Source organism: Achromobacter sp., assembly GCF_032113835.1.
Classification (GTDB): Bacteria; Pseudomonadota; Gammaproteobacteria; order Burkholderiales; family Burkholderiaceae_B; genus Achromobacter.
In genome coordinates, this window is the sequence record NZ_DAMCTG010000166.1 from 1 (window position 1) to 4,197 (window position 4,197).

Annotated in this window: 5 protein-coding genes; 2 read left to right on the plus strand and 3 right to left on the minus strand. The window is 67.0% G+C overall.

Annotated features, from left to right (window positions below; all coding sequences use genetic code 11):
• The 3 genes from RT697_RS26970 to rpe all read right to left on the minus strand — a co-directional run.
• Positions 1–1,093 (minus strand): anthranilate synthase component I family protein (locus RT697_RS26970; RefSeq protein WP_313702686.1); only part of this gene is annotated, 1,093 nt, incomplete at its 3' end.
• A gap of 273 nt (positions 1,094–1,366) precedes the next feature.
• Entirely contained in the window at positions 1,367–2,074 is a 708-nt protein-coding gene (locus tag RT697_RS26975; protein ID WP_313702687.1) for a phosphoglycolate phosphatase, read from the minus strand.
• A gap of 10 nt (positions 2,075–2,084) precedes the next feature.
• On the minus strand, positions 2,085–2,813 hold the full coding sequence (rpe, locus tag RT697_RS26980; RefSeq protein WP_313702688.1) for a ribulose-phosphate 3-epimerase: 729 nt from the start codon (positions 2,811–2,813) through the stop codon (positions 2,085–2,087).
• Between the two features lie 129 nt (positions 2,814–2,942).
• Here rpe and apaG point away from each other — a divergent pair, with 129 nt between their 5' ends.
• Entirely contained in the window at positions 2,943–3,317 is a 375-nt protein-coding gene (gene apaG / locus RT697_RS26985) for a Co2+/Mg2+ efflux protein ApaG (protein ID WP_056319266.1), read from the plus strand.
• A 40-nt stretch (positions 3,318–3,357) separates the two neighbouring features.
• Positions 3,358–4,197 (plus strand): MltA domain-containing protein (locus RT697_RS26990; RefSeq protein WP_313702689.1); only part of this gene is annotated, 840 nt, incomplete at its 3' end.

A 4,197-nucleotide genomic window follows, 5' to 3' on the forward strand; every position in this document is an offset into this window, starting at 1 on the left:
CCACCTGCGCGACGCGGCCCACGTCGTTGCGCGCCAGGTCGATCAGCATGACGTGTTCGGCGATCTCCTTCGGATCGGCCTTCAGTTCGGCCGCCAGCGCCGCGTCTTCCTCGGGCGTGCCGCCGCGCTTGCGCGTGCCCGCCAGCGGACGGATCGTGATCTGCGACTTCGGCTCGCCGTTTTCCACGGTGCGTTCCTGGCGCACCAGGATCTCGGGCGATGCGCCCACCACCTGGAAATCACCGAAGTTCCAGAAGTACATGTAGGGGGAGGGGTTGAGCGACCGCAGGGCGCGGTAAAGGGAGAGGGGCGAATCGCGGAAGGGCTTGGCGATGACCTGGCCGATCTGGACCTGCATCAGTTCGCCGGCGGCGATGTGTTCCTTGGCGCGCAGCACGGCCGCCAGGTAGTCCTCTTTCTTGAAATCGCGCCGTTCCTCGGTCTGCATGCTGGCGTGGCTGTACGGAATCTCCACGGGGCGGCGCAGGCGGGCGCGAAGGTCGGTCAGGCGCTGCTGTGCGCGGCTGTAGGCTTCGGGCTGGCTGGGGTCGGCATAGACCATCAGGTAGATGCGGCCGGCCAGGTTGTCGACGATGACCAATTCGTCCACGTGCATCAGCATCAGGTCGGGCGTGCCGCCTTCCATGCCGGCCGGGAACGGCTTGACCGCGGGGCCGAGGCACGGCTCGATGTGGCGCACGGTGTCGTAGCCGAAGTAACCGGCCAGGCCGCCGCAGAAGCGCGGCATGCCCGGGCGCAGCGCGACCTTGAAGCGGCTCTGGTATTGCTCGATGAAGGCCAGCGGATCGCCGTCATGGGTCTCGGCAACCTTGCCGTCGTGCAGCACCTCGGTGCGCGTGCCGCTGGCGCGGATCACGGTGCGCGCCGGCAGGCCGATGAACGAATAGCGGCCGAAGCGCTCGCCGCCCACCACGGATTCCATCAGGCAGGTCATGCGGCCGGCCAGGGGGCCGGAGTGCGCCAGCTTCAGGTAGATGCCGAGCGGCGTGTCCAGATCGGCGTAGGTCTCGGCCACCAGCGGAATGCGGTTGTAGCCTTGTGCCGCAAGGGCCTTGAATTCGATTTCGGTCATGTCGGGTCTCGTAAGCGGTGTCTGCTTTCGGACCGGGCACGCAACAAAAAACCCGGTCCAGTTGACTGGTTCCGGGTTGGGCGCTGTTTACACAGTGTCGGCGCTAGGCGGCAAGGTCGCGTCTAGGGCCGGGAAGGGGAATCATCGCCACCCGGAAGACAAACGCCACCAACGCCACGAGGCGCCGAGCATTTGGTTCTGGATGGAAACGTTCATTTAGCGGTTCGGTAATGAGTACGCGGTAGTGAATTCTTGCCTGAGTGGCAACGCGCTTCAAGCGGGGACTTTCGCTGCGTTCTGGTTCTGATTCCAGAGCGCGACCCACTGGGCGGCGTCAACAAGCGTGTCAACTATACCATCGACATCCAGCTCGCGCACGTCACGTCCTTCGTTGTAGCCATACGGCACCACCAGGACCTGCGTGCCCGCGCTGCGGCCGGCCTGCGCGTCATTGATGGAATCGCCAATCGTCACGGCCTCGGTCACTTCCACGCCCATCAGGTCGCACGCGTGGTGGATCTGGTCGGGGTCGGGCTTGCGACGCTCGCAGGTGTCGCCGCACACCACGGCCTCGAAAAAGCCCGCCAGCCCCGTGCGCTGCAGCAGCGGCAAGGTGAACTCCGTGGGCTTGTTGGTGACCACGGCCAGCTTCAGGCCCTGGTCGCGCATGAGTTTCAGCCCTTCGATGACGCCCGGGTAGACCTGCGCGCGCTCGCCGTTGACCAAGTGGTAATGGCGGTAGAAGGCCTCGCGGGCGCGCTGGAATTCGTCGGGCGTCGGGTCGGCGGCGTCGAGCGAACCGGCCAGGCTGCGCCGCACCAGGTTGTCCACGCCCTTGCCGACGAACGTGGCGACCACGTCCTCGCGCAGCGCGATCATGCCAAGTTCCACGCGCATGGCGTTGGCGGCGAAGGCCAGATCGGGAATGGAGTCGAGCAGGGTACCGTCCAGGTCCAGCAGCGCGGCGCGAAAAGCGGTCATGTCGTATTCCTTAGACGGCGGTGGTTTCGCCGATGGCGATCTGGTCGCGCATGGCCTTGATGATGCCGGCGTAGTCCGGCTTGCCGAAGATGGCCGAACCGGCCACGAAGGTGTCGGCGCCCGCGGCGCGGATTTCGGCGATGTTGTCGATCTTGACGCCGCCGTCCACCTGCAGAACGATTTCCTGGCCGCCGGCCTGCATCCACGCGTCGATGCGGGAGCGGGCCTCGCGCAGCTTGGTCAGCGCGGCCGGGATGAAGCTCTGGCCGCCAAAGCCCGGGTTCACCGACATGATGAGCACCAGGTCGATCTTGTCCATCACGTAGTCCATGTAGGACAGCGGCGTGGCGGGATTGAAGACCAGACCGGCCTTGCAGCCGTTTTCGCGGATCAGCGACAGCGTGCGGTCCACGTGGGCGCTCGCGTCGGGGTGGAAGCTGATGTAGTCGGCGCCGGCCTTGGCAAACTGCGGCACCAGCGCGTCCACGGGTTCGACCATCAGGTGCACGTCGATCGGCACCTGGACATGGGGGCGGATCGCGGCACAGACCATCGGGCCGATCGTCAGGTTGGGGACATAGTGGTTGTCCATCACGTCCACGTGAATCCAGTCGGCGCCGGCGGCGACGACGTTGCGGACTTCCTCGCCCAGCCGGGCGAAGTCAGCCGACAGGATGCTGGGAGTAATGCGGGTGGAGGCCGTTTGCTTGGACATGATGTTCGGGGTCGGGGAGGGCATAATGTGCCATTATTGCAGTTTGAGGCGCCGCAGCGGGTATGCCCCGGTCCGGCGCGCCTGAAATCTCCGTCTTTTCAAGCGTGGGCGCCGGAATCCCGCCGCCCGCATGCAGCCACACAGGGAAGGACTGTGAAACCTTACGACCTGAGCGTCTCTGTCTCTCCGCGCTTCGTGCCAGAACAGTCCGACCCCGGTGAACAGCAATTCGTGTTCGCCTACACCGTGCGCATCACCAATACCGGCGAACATCCCGCGCAGGTGATCAGCCGCCACTGGATCATCACCGACGGCAACCAGCGCGTGCAGGAAGTGCGCGGCCTGGGCATCGTGGGGCAGCAGCCCCTTCTGGCCCCGGGCGAAACCTTCGAGTACACCAGCGGCTGTCCCCTGCCCACGCCGGTGGGCACGATGCGCGGCATCTATCACTGCGTCGGCGAGAACGGCATTCCGTTCGAAGTGCCGATCTCCGAATTCGTCCTGGCCATGCCGCGCACCTTGCACTGAGTATGGTCCGGCCTTCCGTTGCACGTCTTTCCCTCTGCACATGAAGCGCATTCTTAGCCTGTCCGTGCTGTCGATCCTGCTGGCGGCATGTTCCACCCCCTCGGATATTCCCCCTGACTCCGGATCCGGCCTGCCCGCCACGCCCGGCGCGCGCCAGCCCGCGGCCGACGGCCCGCTCGTCGTGCCGCCGCTGGGCTCGCTGCCCGACACCGCGCCGCGCGCGCTGGCCGGCAAACTCAAGCCCGCCAACTGGTCTGAGCTGCCCGGCTGGAGCGCCGACGACCTGTCGCAGTTCTGGCCCCTGTTCCTGCGCAACTGCAAGGGCCTGATGCGGCCCACCAGCGGCAACCTGGCCGCGCCCGCGCGCGCCACGCCGCGCGCCTGGCAGCCCGTCTGCGCAGCGGCCATCGACCCGGCCCGCGCGCCCGCCGCCGGCGACGCCGAAGGCGTGCGCCGCTTCCTGCAGACCTACCTGCAACCCTGGCGCCTGAATGCGGCCGACGGCAAGCCGGCCACCAATACGGTGACGGGCTACTACGAACCCTTGGTGCGCGGCTCGCGCCGCCAGGGCGGCGTCTACCAATGGCCGCTGTATGCGGTGCCCGCGGATCTGCTGACGATCGACCTGGGTTCCATCTACCCCGACCTGGCCGGCAAGCGCGTGCGCGGCAAGCTCGACGGCAAGCGCGTCGTGCCCTATGACACGCGCGCCGCGATCGAATCGTCGTCCGGCCGCCGCCCGCCCGTGGTGGTGTGGGTGGACGACCCCGTGGACAACTTCTTCCTGCAGGTCCAGGGGTCCGGCCGCGTGCTGCTGACCGACGGCCCCGACGCCGGCAAGACCATCCGCGTCGCCTACGCCGACCACAACGGCCAGCCC

Excerpts from the sequence above, each read along its gene's own strand:
- RT697_RS26975 (WP_313702687.1), bottom strand. The coding sequence starts at position 2,074 with ATGACCGCTTTTCGCGCCGCGCTGCTGGACCTGGACGGTACCCTGCTC.
- rpe (WP_313702688.1), bottom strand. The coding sequence starts at position 2,813 with ATGCCCTCCCCGACCCCGAACATCATGTCCAAGCAAACGGCCTCCACC.